General features: G+C 64.2%; 14 protein-coding genes and 1 other RNA gene. 13 read left to right on the top strand and 2 right to left on the bottom strand.

From position 1 onward, the window contains the following. The first annotated feature begins 131 nt into the window (after window positions 1-131). From J3474_RS13010 to J3474_RS12995, 4 genes are all read left to right on the top strand, one after another. Entirely contained in the window at window positions 132-437 is a 306-nt protein-coding gene (locus J3474_RS13010; protein WP_007011178.1) for a PepSY domain-containing protein, read from the top strand. A 77-nt stretch (window positions 438-514) separates the two neighbouring features. Further along, entirely contained in the window at window positions 515-1,192 is a 678-nt protein-coding gene (locus J3474_RS13005; protein WP_007011177.1) for a response regulator transcription factor, read from the top strand. Window positions 1,193-1,199: 7 nt separating this feature from the next. After that, window positions 1,200-2,606 carry a HAMP domain-containing sensor histidine kinase gene (locus J3474_RS13000; protein WP_376706532.1) on the top strand — a complete coding sequence of 469 codons (1,407 nt, stop codon included), beginning with the start codon at window positions 1,200-1,202 and terminating at the stop codon, window positions 2,604-2,606. A gap of 99 nt (window positions 2,607-2,705) precedes the next feature. Then, complete coding sequence (locus J3474_RS12995) at window positions 2,706-2,909, top strand: hypothetical protein (RefSeq protein ID WP_013833278.1); 204 nt, start codon at window positions 2,706-2,708, stop codon at window positions 2,907-2,909. 17 nt (window positions 2,910-2,926) lie between these two features. On the opposite strand, the gene J3474_RS12990 is transcribed toward J3474_RS12995, so the two are convergent. Then, complete coding sequence (locus J3474_RS12990) at window positions 2,927-3,226, bottom strand: chorismate mutase (protein ID WP_007011174.1); 300 nt, start codon at window positions 3,224-3,226, stop codon at window positions 2,927-2,929. Window positions 3,227-3,336: 110 nt separating this feature from the next. On the opposite strand from J3474_RS12990, the gene J3474_RS12985 reads away from it, so the two are divergent. Next, window positions 3,337-4,353, top strand: a complete 1,017-nt coding sequence (locus J3474_RS12985) for a polyprenyl synthetase family protein (RefSeq protein ID WP_013833279.1) — start codon at window positions 3,337-3,339, stop codon at window positions 4,351-4,353. Between the two features lie 89 nt (window positions 4,354-4,442). Beyond that, window positions 4,443-5,216 carry a hypothetical protein gene (locus tag J3474_RS12980; RefSeq protein ID WP_051010050.1) on the top strand — a complete coding sequence of 258 codons (774 nt, stop codon included), beginning with the start codon at window positions 4,443-4,445 and terminating at the stop codon, window positions 5,214-5,216. A gap of 13 nt (window positions 5,217-5,229) precedes the next feature. On the opposite strand, the gene J3474_RS12975 is transcribed toward J3474_RS12980, so the two are convergent. Continuing rightward, window positions 5,230-7,182, bottom strand: a complete 1,953-nt coding sequence (locus tag J3474_RS12975; RefSeq protein WP_242528395.1) for a bifunctional diguanylate cyclase/phosphodiesterase — start codon at window positions 7,180-7,182, stop codon at window positions 5,230-5,232. A gap of 140 nt (window positions 7,183-7,322) precedes the next feature. On the opposite strand from J3474_RS12975, the gene hrpB reads away from it, so the two are divergent. The 7 genes from hrpB to J3474_RS12940 all read left to right on the top strand — a co-directional run bounded on the left by hrpB (window position 7,323) and on the right by J3474_RS12940 (window position 16,646). Continuing rightward, window positions 7,323-9,809, top strand: coding sequence for an ATP-dependent helicase HrpB (hrpB, locus tag J3474_RS12970; RefSeq protein WP_207094481.1), 2,487 nt, complete (start codon window positions 7,323-7,325; stop codon window positions 9,807-9,809). 95 nt (window positions 9,810-9,904) lie between these two features. After that, on the top strand, window positions 9,905-10,183 hold the full coding sequence (locus J3474_RS12965) for an ETC complex I subunit (RefSeq protein ID WP_207094480.1): 279 nt from the start codon (window positions 9,905-9,907) through the stop codon (window positions 10,181-10,183). A gap of 69 nt (window positions 10,184-10,252) precedes the next feature. Further along, an RNA gene (gene ffs / locus J3474_RS12960) (signal recognition particle sRNA small type) lies at window positions 10,253-10,347 on the top strand. A 136-nt stretch (window positions 10,348-10,483) separates the two neighbouring features. Next, window positions 10,484-12,457, top strand: a complete 1,974-nt coding sequence (locus J3474_RS12955; protein ID WP_376706531.1) for a DNA polymerase III subunit gamma/tau — start codon at window positions 10,484-10,486, stop codon at window positions 12,455-12,457. A gap of 1 nt (window position 12,458) precedes the next feature. Next, entirely contained in the window at window positions 12,459-12,803 is a 345-nt protein-coding gene (locus J3474_RS12950; protein ID WP_013833286.1) for a YbaB/EbfC family nucleoid-associated protein, read from the top strand. Window positions 12,804-13,023: 220 nt separating this feature from the next. Continuing rightward, window positions 13,024-15,432: an endopeptidase La gene (gene lon / locus J3474_RS12945; RefSeq protein ID WP_207094478.1), complete on the top strand. Its 2,409-nt coding sequence runs from the start codon at window positions 13,024-13,026 to the stop codon at window positions 15,430-15,432. Between the two features lie 188 nt (window positions 15,433-15,620). Beyond that, window positions 15,621-16,646: an aspartate-semialdehyde dehydrogenase gene (locus J3474_RS12940; RefSeq protein ID WP_013833288.1), complete on the top strand. Its 1,026-nt coding sequence runs from the start codon at window positions 15,621-15,623 to the stop codon at window positions 16,644-16,646. Window positions 16,647-16,668 lie beyond the last annotated feature (22 nt).

Raw genomic sequence — 16,668 nt, 5'->3', positions numbered from 1 at the left:
GGCCGGCGCCCTACAGCGAGCAGCGGGGGGCTGGCAAGCACGTGGGATCTGCGCAACAGTGAAACATTGCTGCCAGCTTTGAGCCGCATTCAGGACTTGTTCAATGCCGCAAGCTTAGGCACCCAGTCAGGATGACAAAACTTCTTGCCTCTTTTCTATCGGTTGCGGCCCTTGGCCTTGTTGCGACCGCCATGCCGGTCCATGCCGAGCCGGGCGCAGAGCAGGGGCAGGTTCGCAAGGAACGCAAGGCAGGCAATGTGCGTTCCCTTCGCGAGATCGAGCAGCAGGTGCTTCCGAAAATGTCGGGAATGCAGTACCTCGGACCGGAATATGATCCTGCGGCAATGGCTTATCGCCTGAAATTCATTCAGGACGGGAAGGTCTATTTCGTCGATGTCGATGCCCGCACGGGCCGCGTCATCGGCCGGTCGCGCTGAGGATACGAGCCTGTGCTTCGCTTGACGCTCGCGGGCTTACGCCCCATCTCGTCGGTGACTTCCAAGGGAGACCTGATTTGCGCATCCTGATCGTCGAGGATGAACCTACGCTCGGCAACCAGCTCAAGACCACGCTCGAGCAGAACGGCTATGCCGTCGACCTGTCGACAGACGGCGAAGACGGCCATTTTCTTGGATCGACCGAGGATTACGACGCCGTCATCCTCGATCTCGGCCTGCCCGAGATCGACGGCCTCACCGTGCTTGGCATGTGGCGCAGGGAAGGGCGCAATTTCCCTGTGCTTGTACTTACCGCCCGTGATTCCTGGTCGGACAAGGTCGCCGGGCTCGATGCCGGCGCGGACGACTATCTCGCCAAGCCATTCCAGACCGAGGAACTGATCGCCCGACTTCGCGCGCTCATCCGCCGTGCCTCTGGCAATACCTCGAGCGAGTTGATGGCGGGCGACGTGCGCCTCGACACGCGTTCGGGCCGCGTCACGCTGGCCGGTGAACCGGTCAAGCTGACCGCGCAGGAATACAAGCTGCTGTCCTACCTGATGCACCACAAGGGCAAGGTGGTCAGCCGTACCGAACTGATCGAACACATCTACGATCAGGACTTCGACCGCGATTCCAATACGATCGAGGTCTTCGTCACGCGGATCCGCAAGAAGCTGGGCGCCGATGTCATCACCACGATCCGTGGTCTCGGGTACAGCCTCGACGATCCCGCGGACGCACCGCGAAACTGAGGAGCAGATGGACGCTCCGCGAGCAGACGGGGCAGGGAGCGAGGCAACTGTCGCCGAGACGGTGAAGGCCCGCCATACCGGCTCGCTCGCGCGGCGCATGATGCTGATTGCGGCCGGGTGGATCTCGATCCTCCTGCTGTTCGGCGGACTGGCGCTCGATCGCACGCTGACCTCGCTGGTCACCCGCAATTTCGACGAACAGCTCGGTTACATGCTCACCGGCATGATCGGTTCGGCCGAGATCGGTCCGGATGGCGAGGTGTTCTTCATCCGACCGCTGGGCGACCAGCGCTTCCTCGAGCCGAACAGCGGCCTGTACTGGCAGATTCGCGCCAAGGGGCACGAGGATTTCCCCTCGCGCTCGCTGTGGGATCGAAGCCTCGACGTTCCCGAGGACAACTTCGACGCAAAGCCGCATGTTTACGATAGCGACCAGTTCCCCGGCGAGCCGCTGCGGATCATGGAGCGCTCGATCATTCTGCCGGGCAGCGACACTCAATGGATGTTCACTGTCGCGGCCAGTCGCGAGGATCTCGACGAACAGATCAAGATGATCCGCTCGATCCTCGTCTACAGCTTCGTCGCGCTCGGCTTCGGCTTGTTGCTCATGGCGGGGATGCAGACCTGGTACGGCCTGTTTCCGCTGCGCCATGTGCGCCGCGCGATCCAGAAGCTGCGAACGACGGGCGCCAGCCGCGTGACCGACCCGCTGCCCCAGGAAGTCGAGCCGCTGGTCGACGAACTCAATGCCCTTCTGTCGCATACCGAACTGCAGGCGGAGGAGGCGCGTCGCCACGCCGGCAACCTGGCCCATGCACTCAAGACGCCGCTGACGGTCATCATGAATGCGGCCACGGCCAAGTCGCCCGACCTGTCCGACACGGTGATCCGCGAAGCGGCGGTGATGCGGCGGCAGGTCGATCACCATCTGGCCCGGGCCCGGGCCGTCGGGCGCCGCGCGGCCGGGATGTCGCGTGCCAGCGTGTGGCCAAGTCTCGAGGCAGTGCTGCGCGCCGTCCAGCGCCTTTACGATGACACGCGCTTCGACCTCGATGGCAATCACGGCGTGACCGTCGCGGTGGAGAAACAGGACCTCGAGGAGATTCTCGGCAATCTGATCGAGAATGCCGCCAAGTATGGCGGAGGCAGCGTCTTCGTCACGGTCGATGCTGGGCAGGACCCGCAGTTCTGCGAGATCTGGGTCGAGGACGACGGCATGGGGATCCCGGCTGCCGAGCGTACCCGCATTTTCGATCGCGGGGCCCGTCTCGATACTGGCAAGCCCGGCACCGGGCTTGGCCTTGCCATTGTCCGCGACGTGGTGGAAATCTATGGCGGAAGGGTCGAACTCGATGAGAGCGAGGACCTGGGCGGCCTGCTGGTCAAGTTGCAGCTGCCGCGCACCGCGACCTGAAGGAATGCGGGGTCGGAAGCTGGGGATGCGCGCCACGTGCGCGGTTGCAGCGCCGGCCCTGCCGCTTCATTGGCGGCGTTCGAAAATCAAGGAGTACCCATGAACGAGACCATCAAACTGTCGCTCACGCAGGACGAAGTCGAAATCCTCGTCGATGCCCTCGAAGCCGACATGGAAGGCTACGTCGAGGCAGCGAAGGAAGCGCGCGGCAACGGCAATCGCGATGACGTGAAGACGTTCACCGATGCTGCCACGCGCATCCAGACCCTGATGAGCAAACTTCAGGACTACGTCGAAGAATAATAGCGCGAAAGGCCGGCTCAGCCGGCCTTTGCCTGCTGGTGATGGCGGATCACTTCGTCGATGATGAAGCGCAGGAACTTCTCGCCGAAGTCGGGATCGAGATTTGCGTCCTCCGCCAATTTGCGCAGGCGCGCGATCTGCCGTTCCTCGCGGCCGGGATCGGAAGCGGGCAAGTCTTTCTCGGCCTTGTAGGCGCCGACGGCCTGGGTGATGCGAAAGCGCTCGGCCAGGATGAAGATCAGGGCGGCATCGATATTGTCGATGCTGGAGCGGAAGCCGGCGAGCACCGGATCGGTGGCGGGAGTGTCCTGGGTCATGGTGGAGCCCCGCTAGCACGGCTCTTGTTACTGTGCCAGCCTGCGCAAATGGCGCTCCGGGCGGCATTCCCACTTGCGTTCAAGCCGCTGAAAGCGCAATGCGCGGGGCGATGACTGCACAAGTGATTAACCTGCGTTCACGTGAGACGCAGCCCTCCCTGGCTCCCATGCTCGCCCTGACTGCGGCAGGCATGAACAGCGTCAATTCCGTCATTCTCGACCGCATGCAAAGCGAGATCCCGCTGATCCCGGCGCTTGCCGGACATCTGATCTCCGGCGGCGGCAAGCGCATGCGCCCGATGCTGACGGTCGCGGCAGCCGAGCTGTGCGGTTACCAGGGTACCCGTCACCACAAGCTGGCGGCGGCCGTCGAATTCATTCACACCGCGACCCTGCTGCACGACGACGTCGTCGATGGTTCCGACCTGCGGCGCGGCAAGGCGGCGGCCAATATCGTCTTCGGCAATCCGGCGACGGTCCTGGTGGGCGACTTCCTGTTCACCCGCGCATTCGAACTCATGGTCGAGGACGGCAGCCTGCGCGTCCTCAAGATCCTGTCGAAGGCCAGCTCGATCATCGCCGAGGGCGAAGTCGACCAGCTGACCGCCCAGCGCAAGATCGAGACGAGCGAGGAGCACTACCTCCAGATCATCGGTTCGAAGACTGCGGCGCTGTTTGCGGCGGCGACCCGGATCGCCGCGGTCGTGGCCGAGAAGAGCGAAGCCGAAGAGCAGGCGCTCGATGCCTATGGACGCAATCTCGGGATCGCCTTCCAGCTTGTCGACGATGCGATCGACTACGATTCGGAAGCTGCCGAATCGGGCAAGGACAAGGGCGATGACTTCCGCGAGGGCAAGATGACCCTTCCGGTCATCCTCGCCTATGCCCGAGGCACTGAGGAAGAACGCAAGTTCTGGCAGGAAGCCATTGCCGGCTTCCGCACCGAGGACGAGGACCTTGCCCACGCGGTCGAACTGATCAATCGCCACAAGTGCGTCGAGGCAACCCGCGAGCGGGCCCGCCACTTCGCCCAGCGCGCCATCGATTCGATTGCAGGCTTCCCCTCCGGCGAAGCGCGCAATGCCATGGCTGAAGCGGTCGAATTCGCCGTCGCGCGCCGGTACTGACGCGGTTAAGCAACGGTTCGTCAGATTGCGGGCACCTGCAGCAAGGCCGTAATTGCGATGCGCAGTTTCGGTCCCTATTGAGGCCGCCCATGCGCTCCGAGCTCAATCGGGCTGTCACCGGCTACCAGCCCGGTTCGCCCCGCCAACGTATCGTCTCGTCCCTGCTGTCCGCGGGCGTGATCGCGCTCGTCCTGCTTCTGGCGATTTACCAGAGCGGGGTGGTCAGCATGCCGGAGAAGCGCAACAATCCGGTTACCTTCGATGTCACCGGCCAGGAAAAGGACAAGGGCGAGAAAGCCAAGGACAAGCCCAAGGCCGAGGAAAAGAAAGAGAAAAAGAAGAAGGTCGAGCCGGTCCAGAAGGAAGAGGTCAAGAAGCCTCCGGTGATCACGCCGCCGGTTGAAACGCCTGTCGTGAAGAAGCCCGCCTTCACCTTCCTGAAGCTCTCGCACGAGGATTTCGCGTCAGCGGACATCGGACAGATGAAGGCGCCGGCCCCTGCCGTCAGCAGCGAATCGGGGAGCGGTTCCGGTTCCGCATATGGGCCGGGCGAAGGGCCGGGCGGTGCGATTCTCTACCGTGCCCAGTGGTACCGTGAACCCAGCGGTGCCGAACTCGGTGGCTACATTCCCGCCAATGCCCCGCGCACCGGATGGGGCGAAATCGCCTGTCAGACGATTGAGAACTACAAGGTCGAAAACTGCCAGATCCTTGGCGAATCGCCGCGCGGTTCGGGGTATGGCCGCGCGGTGCAGAGTGCGGCGTGGCAGTTCCAGGTGGTTCCGCCGCGGATCAACGGCAAGCCGCAGCTTGGCACCTGGGTCCGCATCCGGATCGACTACGGGTCGAAAATGGCAGGTTGAAGCGCGGGGCCGGTCAGGCCGCGCGAATCGACTGGGGCCGGACCTTGTCGATATGCGCGATCAGTTCTTCGAGCGGCATCGGTCGGGCAATGAAGAAGCCCTGCGCCAGCGCGAAACCGGCAACCCTTGCGCTCAAGAGCTGGTTTTCAGTCTCGATGCCTTCGATCACGCAGTCCAGCGACAGCGCGCGGGCCAGACTGCGAATCGCCTCGATCAGCCGTCGGCCCTTCGTTTCATCGAGCCTTGCTGCAAAGCTGCGGTCGATCTTCACCATGTCGAGGGGCAGTTGGTGAAGTGAGGAGAGGCTCGAGTAGCCGGTGCCGAAATCGTCCAGCGCTATGCGCACGCCGGTGCGGCGCAGGCGCTTCAGGGCGCTGCGGGCGTTGTCGAGCTCGGCAATCAGGGAGCTTTCGGTGATCTCGAACAGCAGTCGGCGCGGCGAATGGACCATGGCCCTGATCCGCTCGAGCAGGGCATCGATGGTTTCCGCGTCGCCGACGTCCTTGCCCGACAGGTTGAACGTCAGGCCCATGTCCTCGGGAATGCGATCGAGCGAGGCCAGTGCCTTGTCGAACAGAGCCAGGGTCACCTGCCGTGCCCGTCCCACACGCTCTGCAGAGGCAATCAGCATTTCGGGAGGGACGCGGCCGATGATCGGAGAATTCCACCGCGCCAGGCACTCGACGCCCTTGGGGATCATCGTCTCGGTGTTGATGATCGGTTGGAAGACGACCGACAGTTCGGTCATGAGATCGGCGGCCTGCAGCGCGGAATCGAGGGCCTGCTCCGAGCGGATCAGCTTCTCCAGTTCCGAGGTGAAGCGCACGCACTGCCCGCGCTTGTTCTTCTTGGCGTGATAAAGGGCGAAGTCGGCGTTGTCGTAGAGGACGCTCGCTGACTTGGCTGCCGCCGGATAGGGGGCGATGCCGGCGGAACAGCCGACGGAAACGATGACGTCGCCCAGTCTGGCGGGCTGCCGGATCGTCGTGAACAGCGCGTGGGTGATGGCCTCGGCCTGTTCGAGACCGCCGATCGAGATGATGCCGAATTCGTCGCCGCCAAGGCGGGCGATGACGACGTCGGCTGGGCACAACGTCATGATCCGCTCGCCCAGAAGCTGCAGGAGCCGGTCGCCCTGTACGTGGCCGTGGGTGTCATTGATGGGCTTGAAGCGATCGAGGTCGATCAGCCCGACGCAGAACTGGTCCTGCGGCTGCGCGCATTCCAGCAGACCTTCCAGGGTCGCGAAGAAATAGCGGCGGTTGGGCAGTCCGGTCAGCGCATCGGTCATGGCGAGGCGGGCGTTCTCCTCCCCCAGGGCCTGGGCCTGACGCCTTTCGCAGGTCAGATCCCTCTGTGTGCTCTCCAGATGTACGAACGAGGCATAGGAATCGCGCAGGATCTTGAGCACGACCAGCGAAACCAGAGAGATGTTGATGGCAATGGCCACCATGACCGAACTGCCTGACAGAAAGCTGTAGGCCAGAAAGCCGCCGAGCACCGCGACATTCACCAATGTCGCTGCCATCGGCAGGAAACTTAGGCAGAACGTGCAGCCCAGGACGGTTATCGCGATGAAGATCGCGAAGTGGCCCCGCTCGTAGGGACCGCCGTACTGGACCAGCACCGTAGCCCAGACAAGGCAGGTCATGGCGAGCAACATGGAGATGAAGACCGTCACGCGCAGGCGTTTGAGCGCGCGCGCGGGATCCAGGTCCCTTGCCGTCAGCGGCCGCATCCAGACGAGCATGCGAATGATGCTGAACGCAATGAGTCCTGCAGGAACCGAGAGCGTGAGGTACTCGGGGGCAAGGTTGCGATGCGTGAAGGCGAATATGGCGGAGTTTACGGCGACGAGGCCATATAGCGGCGGCACCTGTTCGCGCAGACGCAGATACTGCGCCACGGGCAGGGGATACTGGCCTGGCCTGTACGACCGGGGCGTCTTGCGCGTTTCGTCTGCCAAATCATTAGACTCCTGACGAAATCAGGTACCCAAGAATGGTTTAAGATTGGTACATGCCATGCGCGCACTAGGACGGATGCGTCTGCACGGGTTCTGGTGAGGCCTTCCTTCGGCATGGCAGCCGATCTAAGGGACCGGGCGTGACCACTCTGCCAATCCACACCGTCCTTCCGGACCTCCTTCAGGCCTTGAGAGACCGCACCGCCTGCGTGTTGATCGCGCCGCCCGGTGCGGGCAAGACGACGGCTGTGGCGCCCGCCTTGCTGGGCGAGCCCTGGTGCGACGGCACGGTCATCCTGCTGTCCCCGCGCCGCGTGGCGGCGCGTGCAGCTGCAGAGCGCATGGCCGAAATGCTTGGCGAGAAGGCGGGCGAGACGATCGGCTACGTGACGCGTCTCGATACGAAGCGCTCCGGTAAGACGCGCGTGCTGGTGATGACCGAGGCGATCTTCGTTGCCTCGATCCTCTCCGACCCGGAATTGCCGGGAATCAGCGCGGTCCTCTTCGACGAGGCGCACGAGCGTCATCTCGACAGCGATCTCGGCCTCGCGCTCGCTCTCGAAACGCGCGAAGTCTTGCGCGACGACCTGCGCGTGGTGGTCATGTCGGCAACGATAGACGGTACGAGGTTCGCGCGCCTGCTCGGAAGCGACGCGCCCGTGATCGAAAGCGAGGGCAAGTCCTGGCCACTGACGATCCGCTGGTTCGGCGCTTCGCCCGATCTGCGGATCGAAGATGCGGTGACATCTGCGATCCTTGCTGCATGGCGCGAAGAAGACGGCGATATCCTCGCGTTCCTGCCGGGCGTGCGCGAGATCGACCGAGCGGCCGAGCGTCTGGCGGAGAAGCTGCCTGCCGCACTTGTACTGCCGCTGCATGGCCAGTGCGAGCCCGCCGCGCAGCGCACTGCCATTCGCCGCGATCCGCAGGGGCGGCGCCGTGTCGTACTGTCGACCGCGATTGCCGAGACCTCGCTCACGCTCGACGGCGTTTCGGTAGTGGTGGACTGCGGTCTTTCGCGCCGCGCGGAATTCGACAAGGCAGCGGGCGTGACCCGGCTCGTGACGCATCGGGCGAGCCGGGCTTCGGCGGCCCAGCGCGCAGGTCGTGCTGCGCGCCAGCAGCCCGGAACGGCCTATCGCCTGTGGGAAGAGGCCGGCCATGCGGGCCGTCCTGAGTTCGATCCTCCCGAAATGCTGACCAGCGATCTGGCGCCGCTGACGCTATCGCTGGCGCAGTGGGGGGCGGGCGATCCGGCAGCCATGGCCTGGCTCGATCCTCCTCCGCCGCCCGCGCTCGATGCCGCGCGCAGCCAGCTTGCAGCCCTCGGAGCGCTTGACGCGGAAGGGCGGATCACACCTTTCGGCCGCGAGATGGCAAGCCTGCCGCTCGATCCGGCGCAGGCGGCCATGGTGCTGCGCGCAGCGGATTTCGGGGCAGAGAACGTGGCTGCCCGGTTGGCCCTGCTGCTGCAGGAACGCGGTCTGGGTGGTCGCAGCGAGGATCTGGCGCAGCGACTCGCGCGCTGGGAGAGCGACCGCTCTGCGCGCGCGCAAGCCTCTCGCAGGCTGGCAGATGGCTGGTCCCGCCGCGCTTCGGCGCTGGTCAAGGCGAGGCGCGATGACGGGGCGCAGGACATGGCGAAAGACACGGCTGGCGGCGATGTACCGGTTGGCGTGCTTCTTGCGCTGGGGCGACCCGACATGGTCGCGCGTCGCCGCGATGCTTCGGGCGAGACCTGGCTCTCCGCAGGGGGCAGGGGGTACATTCTCGACCCGACATCGCCGCTCGCCTCGCGCGACTGGATGGTGATCGGCGATGCGCAGGGGCAGGCGAAGGGCGCGCGCATCCTTTCCGGCGCTTCGCTGGAGCCTTCCGAGGTCGAGACCTGGCTGGCAGAGCGGATCGAGCGGCGCTCGATCCTGCGCTGGAACGAGGCCGAAGGCCGGGTCGAGGCCCGTCAGCAGCGGCGGCTTGGCGCGATTACCCTGGCGAGCGGGCCCGATCCGTCTCCCGATCCCGGCGCCATTGCGGCATTCCTGCTCGACCGGGTGCGCGAGAAGGGGCTGGCTCTGGTGCCGTTCGGCAAGAGCAGCCTCTCGCTGCTGCGCCGCGCCCGATTCGCCGGGCTGTCGGCGCTGGGCGAGGAGGCGATGCTGGCCGATCTCGATACATGGCTGGGGCCTCTCGTCGGTCGTCGCCTCGACGCCATCGACAAGGGCGCCTTGCACGCGGCCTTGCTGGGGCGCCTGACCTGGGACGACCAGCAGGTGCTCGAACGGCTGGCCCCGGCGGAGTTTCGCAGCCCGGCCGGATCGAGCCATGCGATCGACTACGAAGACGAGGGCGGGCCCAGCGTGGAAGTGCGCGTGCAGGGGCTTTTCGGCCTCGATAGCCATCCGACGTTCGGTCAGCCGCCGCAACCTCTGTTGCTCAAGCTGACGTCGCCTGCGGGGCGGCCGATCCAGACGACGCGCGATCTGCCCGGCTTCTGGCGTGGATCGTGGCGCGACGTGCAGCGCGACATGAAGGGGCGCTATCCCAGGCATCGCTGGCCGGACGAGCCTTGGGCCGAGGACCCCAGCCTCAAGACCCGCAATGCCTTCGAAGCCTCGCGCAGGCGCTGAGATCCGTACCCGCAAACGGCAGGATCGGGAAGACAATCGGGGGAAGTGTGATTCCGGCTTGATTTCCGGCGCGATTCGGAGGCAAAGCGACCGCCATGAGTGCACGTATCTATCAGCGCCCGAAAAATGCCATGCAGTCCGGCAAGGCACTGCTGGATCAGTGGGTCCTCGATTTCGTTCCCGCAGAAGCGAAGCAGCCCGATCCCCTGATGGGTTGGGCCGGTTCCGGCGATATGAACCAGCAGGTCCAGCTGAGGTTCCCCACTTGTGAGGAAGCACGGGCCTACGCCGATCGCTACGGCATCGACGTGGTGATTCATTCCACGCCGCCGCGCCGCCTGAAGATCCAGGCCTACGCCGACAATTTTCGCTGATCTGAAATAGTTGCACCCGGTTCGCGAACCGGGTCTTGCAATCCGGGCGAACGCCAGCCATATGGCGGCCCGGGAGTCGGGTGGACGTTTGCGTTCGCGAACCTGGTCAGGTCCGGAAGGAAGCAGCCAAAACGGATTGCGACGGGTCGCTCGGCTCCTTTACCCCACACCGTCACGGCCCAGCCACATGTTCAGCCTTGGGGAAGCGCGCCGTACGTGCGTCCCGGCAACTTGGCCGGGGACAGACTGTGGAGCATTCGCCTTTCCCCCTGACAACCGGCTCGCCAGCGCCTAGTTTGGATGGTGATGGACGATTCACGCGACATGTTCGGCGATGCGCCCCCCTGGCATAACGAGGATGAGGAGGAGACTCCCGCCTCGGCAGCCGAGCTGGAAGCGGCCGGGCAAGCCTCCATGTTCGGTGATCCCGAACCGGCACCGCCCACAGCGCCGCCAGCGACCGACGCTGCAGACCCGGGCCCCCAAGCCGAATTACCGCCATTGTTCGAGGCGGTAGCGGAACCCGAGCCTGCACCAGAACCTGCGCCTGCGCCGGAACCCGCTGCCCCCGAGCCGAAAGCTGAAGCACCCATAGCGGCTCCCAAGCCAGCTCCGGCGAACCCGCATGCCGGGACTGCGGCCCAGCCCTATCGCGTGCTCGCCCGCAAGTACCGTCCGCAGACTTTCGACGAACTGATCGGGCAGGAGGCGATGGTGCAGACCCTCGCCAATGCGATCAAGCGCGACCGGCTGGCCCATGCCTTCCTGATGACCGGCGTGCGCGGTGTCGGCAAGACTTCGACCGCGCGCCTCATCGCCAAGGCGCTCAACTGCATAGGTCCCGACGGGCAGGGCGGCCCGACGATCAATCCTTGCGGCCGTTGCGAACCGTGCGTTGCCATTGCCGAAGGGCGCCATATCGACGTGATCGAGATGGACGCGGCTTCGCATACCGGCGTCGACGACGTGCGCGAGATCATCGAGGCAGTGCGCTACGCCGCCGTTTCCGCGCGCTACAAGATCTACATTATCGACGAAGTCCACATGCTGTCGCGCAATGCATTCAATGCCTTGCTCAAGACGCTTGAGGAGCCGCCGGCCCACGTGAAGTTCCTCTTCGCGACCACCGAAGTGGACAAGCTGCCGGTCACGGTTCTCTCGCGCTGCCAGCGGTTCGACTTGCGGCGCATCCCGACGCCGATGCTTGCAGAGCATTTCGCCAATGTCTGCGGCAAGGAAGGCGTGGAGGCCGAGGAGGAAGCGCTCTCGATGGTGGCCGCGGCCGCCGAAGGGTCGGTGCGCGACGGCTTGTCCATTCTCGACCAGGCCATCGCCCATGCCGATCTCGACGGCGAGGGGCAGGTCCGGGCCGAGAAGGTCCGCGACATGCTGGGCCTTTCCGACAAGTCGGTTCAGCGCAAGTTGCTGAGCGCGATCCTCGACGGTGACGGAGCGGCCCTGCTGGAACTGATCGCAAGGCAATTCTCCCTGGGGATCGAGCCGATTGCGATGATGCGCGGCCTCATGGACCTCACGCATCGCGTCGCCGTCGCGCAAGTGGCCGGCGAAGTGGTCGATGCGCATGCGGCGGAGGAACGCGAAGCGATCGAGGGCTGGGCAAAGGCGCTCAAGGCCGGACAGGTTCATCGCCTCTGGCAGCTCATGCTCAAGGGCCATGACGAAGTGAAGTCCGCCCCCGATCCGCTGGTGGCTGCGCAGATGGCGCTGCTGCGGATCATGCATGCCTCTGATATGCCCGATCCGGGCGCGCTGGTGCGCAAGCTGGAAGAGATCGCTGCTCGGGCGCCTGCCGCGGCGCCTGCTGGCGAAGGCGGACCGAGCGCAGGCGGACCGGCCGCGCATGCAACGGCTCCTGCCGCCATCGCGCCGCGCTGGGAGGCGTTGGTCGACGATGTCGAGCACATGGGCGAGCTCTCGGTTGCAAACACCATGCGCATGCAGGTCCGCGTTGTCGAACTGGGTGCAGGGCTCCTGCGCTATTCGCAGCCGCCGGGCTTCAGCGAGGATATCGCCGGTCTCATGCGCGGCGCACTCTCGAAGGCAACCGGCGAGCGCTGGCAGGTCGAGAAGGTGGAAGGGCAGGGCGCGCCGACTATCGTCGAGCTGGCCGAGACGCAGAGGGCAGCCGAAGGCGAGGCCATGCGCAATGCGCCGCTCGTGGCTGCTACGATAGCAGCCTTTCCGGGAGCCGAATTGATACAGGATGACCGTCCGGCCGCAATTGGCGGCGGCGGTCGACAGTGGAGACGTTGAGATGAAGTCCATGGAAGAGATGATCCAGGCTGCACAGCAGGCCGCCGAGACCATCCAGAAGCAGATGAACGAGACCCAGTCGAAGCTGGATTCGATGGAAGTCGAAGGGCTTTCGGGTGGCGGTCTCGTCAAGATCCGTTGCTCGGCCAAGGGTCGCGTCATCGGCGTCTCGATCGACGACAGCCTGATGCAGCCGAGCGAGAAGCAGATGCTCGAGGACCTGATCGCTGCCGCCTACAATGATGCGCGCGTCAAGGCGGACTCGGTCGCCAACGAGGAACTGGCCAAGGCGCAGCAGGGCATGGGTCTGCCGCCGGGCTTCAAGATGCCCTTCGGAAACAATTGAGAACTCGACTGCGAAACGCCTGCCTTCGGGAGGCGTTCGCCTATGCATTGCAGAGCCCCGGTGCAGATCGCGCCGGGGTTTTTTTATACGGATAATTGCTTGGGGGAACGCCAGCACTTCCACAGTCTTTGGTAATCTATGCATTGCGTAGTGGACAGAACTCCCCATATCGTCCCGGATTGACGGGAGGTCTGAGCGAGATCGTCCCGTTCGCGATGAAATGGATATGACTGTGAACCTGCTTCCACTCCTTCCCCTGCGTGACATCGTCGTTTTCCCCGGCATGGTCGTGCCGCTCTTCGTCGGTCGCGAGAAATCCGTGGCTGCGCTGGAAGCTGCCATGGCCGGCGAGAAGGACATCTTCCTGCTCGCGCAGCTCGACCCCGGCTGCGACGATCCCGATCGCGACGACCTTTATGATACCGGCGTGATCGCCAGCGTGCTGCAGCTGCTCAAGCTGCCCGATGGAACCGTGCGCGTGCTGGTCGAAGGGCAGGAGCGCGCCCGCATCGAATCGCTGCGCGCCGAAGAATCCGCCGAAGGCGAAATGCTCATAGCGCAGGTTGAGAAGATCGAGGCCAGCGAGTCCGAGGGCACCGAAGTCGAAGCGATGATGCGCTCGGTGGTCGAACAGTTCAACGAGTACGCCAAGCTCAACAAGAAGCTCTCGCAGGATGCGGGCGACCAGTTCGGCGAAATCGACGACGCCGGCAAGCTGGCCGACACGGTCGCAGCCCAGCTGTCGGCCAAGGTTTCGGACAAGCAGGCTGTCCTCTCCGAGGCCGATCCGCTCAAGCGCCTCGAGATGGTCTATTCCTTCATGGAAGGCGAACTTGGCGTCCTGCAGGTGGAGCGCAAGATCCGCGGCCGTGTGAAGCGGCAGATGGAGAAGACGCAGCGCGAGTACTACCTCAACGAACAGCTCAAGGCGATCCAGTCGGAGCTGGGCGGCGGCGACGGCGAGGAAGCGAACGAACTGCAGGAACTGCAGGAGAAGATCGAGAAGACCAAGCTTTCGAAGGAAGCCCGCGAAAAGGCGATGGGCGAACTGAAGAAGCTCAGGTCCATGCAGCCGATGAGCGCCGAGGCGACGGTCATCCGCAATTACCTCGATGTCCTGCTCGGCCTGCCCTGGGGCAAGAAGTCGAAGCTCAAGCGCGACATTTCCGAGGCGCAGACGATCCTCGATGCCGATCATTACGCGCTCGACAAGGTCAAGGACCGCATCATCGAGTATCTCGCCGTTCAGGCGCGCACCAACAAGCTCAAGGGGCCGATCCTGTGCCTCGTGGGTCCTCCGGGCGTGGGCAAGACCTCGCTCGGCAAGTCGATCGCCAAGGCGACCGGGCGCGAGTTCATCCGCCAGTCGCTGGGCGGCGTGCGCGACGAGGCCGAGATCCGCGGCCACCGCCGCACCTACATCGGCTCGCTGCCGGGCAAGATCATTACCAACCTCAAGAAGGCCGGTAAGTCGAACCCGCTGTTCCTGCTCGACGAGATCGACAAGCTGGGTCAGGACTTCCGCGGCGACCCTGCTTCGGCCCTTCTCGAAGTGCTCGATCCCGAACAGAACGCGAAGTTCCAGGACCACTACCTGGAGCTGGACTTCGACCTGTCCGACGTGATGTTCGTGTGCACTGCGAACAGCCTCAACCTGCCGCAGGCCTTGCTCGACCGCATGGAGATCATCCGTCTCGAGGGGTACACCGAGGACGAGAAGGTCGAGATCGCGGAGCGCCACCTGATCCGCAAGCAGGTGGAAGTGCATGGCCTCAAGGACGAGGAATTCACGCTGACCGAGGAAGGTCTGCGTGACCTGATCCGCTACTACACCCGCGAAGCCGGCGTGCGTACCCTGGAGCGCGAGATCGCGCGCCTGGCCCGCAAGTCGCTGCGCCAGATCCTTGAAGGCAAGGCGACGAGCGTGACGATCACGCCTGAAAACCTTGCCGACTTTGCCGGCGTGCGCAAGTTCCGCCACGGCGTGGGCGAGGAAGAGAACCAGGTCGGTGCCGTCACCGGGCTTGCCTGGACCGAAGTCGGCGGCGAACTGCTGACGATCGAAAGCGTCACCGTCCCGGGCAAGGGCGCCATCAAGGCGACCGGAAAGCTGGGTGAAGTGATGAACGAATCGATCCAGACCGCCTTCAGCTTCGTGAAGGCGCGTTCGCCGGCCTATGGCATCAAGCCGTCGGTATTCCAGAAGAAGGACATCCACATCCACCTTCCCGAAGGCGCGGTGCCCAAGGACGGTCCTTCGGCCGGTATCGGGATGGTCACCTCGATCGTCTCGACCCTGACCGGGGTGCCGGTGCGCAAGGATATCGCCATGACCGGCGAAGTTACGCTGCGTGGGCGCGTCCTGCCGATCGGCGGCCTCAAGGAAAAGCTCCTGGCGGCTCTGCGCGGCGGAATTACCACCGTTCTCATTCCGGAAGAGAACCGCAAGGATCTCGCCGAAATCCCCGAGAACGTGAAGGAAGACCTGGAAATCATCCCGGTCTCCCATGTCGATGAAGTGCTTTCGCGAGCGCTTACGGAGGCGCTGGAAGAAATCGAGTGGACCGAGGCCGACGAACTGGCCGCGGCACCTGCGCACAGCTCCTCACCGTCGGCAACCGCACACTGAAGTTGAAACGGGTGCCTGCAATTCCGGAAGGGGTGGCAGGCGCTCGTCGGTAACTTTCAGTCGCGATTGCCTGCCTGAAAGAAATGCCAGTGCGCTGCGGCCTTGTGTCGCACGCGGACTGGCGCTAACGCGCCGCCTTCGTGCACGCACGAATGCCGGGCGCGAATTGAAACTGGAAAGGTCTTGAAATGGGTTACCGGGTAGCCGTTGTCGGTGCGACCGGAAATGTCGGCCGCGAAATGCTCAACATCCTCGCCGAGCGCGAGTTTCCCTGCGATGAAATCGCAGCGGTTGCTTCGCCGCGCTCCACCGGCATGGAGATTGATTTCGGTGAGACCGGCAAGAAACTCAAAGTAAAGAACATCGAGCACTTCGATTTCACCGGCTGGGACATTGCGCTCTTCGCCGCGGGATCGGGGCCGACCAAGATCTATGCGCCCAAGGCTGCCAGCCAGGGCTGCGTCGTGATCGACAACTCGTCGCTCTACCGCATGGAGCCGGACGTTCCGCTGATCGTGCCCGAGGTGAACCCGGACGCCATCGACGGCTACACCAAGCGCAATATCATCGCGAACCCGAACTGCTCGACCGCGCAGATGGTCGTCGCGCTCAAGCCGCTTCACGATGCCGCCAAGATCAAGCGCGTCGTCGTGTCGACCTACCAGTCGGTTTCCGGCGCGGGCAAGGCGGGCATGGACGAACTGTTCGAGCAGAGTCGCGCGATCTTCGTGGGCGATCAGGTCGAACCCAAGAAGTTCACCAAGCAGATCGCCTTCAACGTGATCCCGCACATCGACGTCTTCCTCGACGACGGTTCCACCAAGGAAGAGTGGAAGATGGTCGTCGAGACCAAGAAGATCCTCGATCCGGCGGTCAAGGTTCAGGCGACCTGCGTGCGCGTGCCGGTCTTCGTCGGCCACGCCGAATCGATCACGCTCGAGTTCGAGAACGAGATCTCGGCCGAGCAGGCCCAGAACATCCTGCGCGAAGCGCCGGGCATCATGCTCGTCGACAAGCGTGAGGACGGTGGATACGTCTCGCCGATCGAATGTGTCGGCGACAGCGCGACCTACATCAGCCGCGTGCGTGACGACTCCACGGTCGAAAACGGTCTCGCCCTGTGGTGCGTCTCGGACAACCTGCGCAAGGGCGCGGCTCTGAACGCGGTGCAGATTGCCGAACTGCTTGGCCGTCGTCACCTCAAGAAGGGTTGACGCGGACAGCGCCTGCGCGGCG

The sequence above is a fragment of the Novosphingobium sp. PY1 genome, from assembly GCF_017312445.1.
Taxonomy (GTDB): domain Bacteria; phylum Pseudomonadota; class Alphaproteobacteria; order Sphingomonadales; family Sphingomonadaceae; genus Novosphingobium.
Note: the sequence above shows the minus strand (reverse complement) of the source record. Positions and strands in the feature narration are given on the sequence as shown.